1 protein-coding gene and 1 pseudogene are annotated in these 1,152 nt (G+C 36.4%); one reads left to right on the plus strand and one right to left on the minus strand.

Annotation, left to right across the window (positions count from 1 at the left end):
- Nucleotides 1–174, minus strand: a pseudogene (locus VXQ92_RS19815) (aspartate aminotransferase family protein); the annotation flags it as partial.
- A gap of 97 nt (nucleotides 175–271) precedes the next feature.
- Here VXQ92_RS19815 and VXQ92_RS19820 point away from each other — a divergent pair.
- The coding region (locus VXQ92_RS19820) for a LysR family transcriptional regulator (RefSeq protein WP_223233803.1) at nucleotides 272–1,152 on the plus strand (881 nt) is incomplete at its 3' end.

The raw sequence follows: 1,152 nt of genomic DNA on the forward strand, positions 1-1,152 counted from the left end.
AATTAGATAAGACCCTTTGGCACCCACAATCATACGTGGGTCTTTAGCAAAGTTTCGGTTTGCTGAAAAAGGCATCCAGTGTGCCTGATAATTTATGTGCATATTATTATTAGGTTGAACCGCGTCCAAAGTATGTTCAGAGTCGCTGAATTTATACGTATCAAACATAACCATTACTGTTTATTTTCAAATTATGGTTTGAGTGTACATAGCGAGATAAGTTTGATAAATTCAAATTATCTTGAGTTTAGATTTAAAAAAACAAAACTAAATGAAACCTAAAAAATTAAATCAAGTTACTGATTTTGATATAAAACTTCTCAAAATATTTAAAACGGTTTGCGACTGTCACAGCTTTACATCTGCAGAAAGTATTTTAGGTATTAGCCGCTCTGCAATTAGTTTGCATATGAGTGATTTAGAAAATCGTCTGGGCATTCGGCTGTGCCAACGTGGCCGTGCCGGCTTTGCCCTGACCGATGAAGGACGGGAAATTTTAGAATATATCGAAGTGCTGACAGCAGCCATTGAAGACTTCCGTTCTAAAGTCAATCAAATGCATAACCGTCTTAAGGGTGAATTTAATATCGGCATTATTAACAACCTTGTGACTATGCCTAGAGGCTATATCACCAACACCTTGACACAACTTGCCGAGGAACATGCCGAGGTTATTATTAATATCAGTATGAGCACCCTTTCAGATATTGAATGCCGTGTACTTGATAACCGTTTGCACGCAGGTGTTATCCCCCTTGTTACGCCTTTGTCTGGTTTAGACTATTTCGATTTATATAGTGAAAGTTCATTTTTATATTGTGGCAAAAATCATCCTTTATTTAACCAATGTAGCAACATTCATTTAAATGAATTAAAAAAATGGCAAGCAATTCTTCCTAATTATGCAATTACCTCGGAAGCAGCCAAGTTACATCAGCTTTTAGACTGTAAAGCGACCGCAAGTGACCGCGAAGGTATTGCCTTTCTCATTTTAACCGGAAAATTTTTAGGTTTTTTACCCGACCACTATGCAAAAAAATGGGTTGAAGACGGTGTTATGCAGCCTGTTTTAAAAGATAAAATGCACTACAGCACCCCTATATGCTTAATTACTCATAAGGGTAAAAATCACAATAATATTTTAAAAACCTG

The organism is Acinetobacter sp. 228, assembly GCF_048147885.1.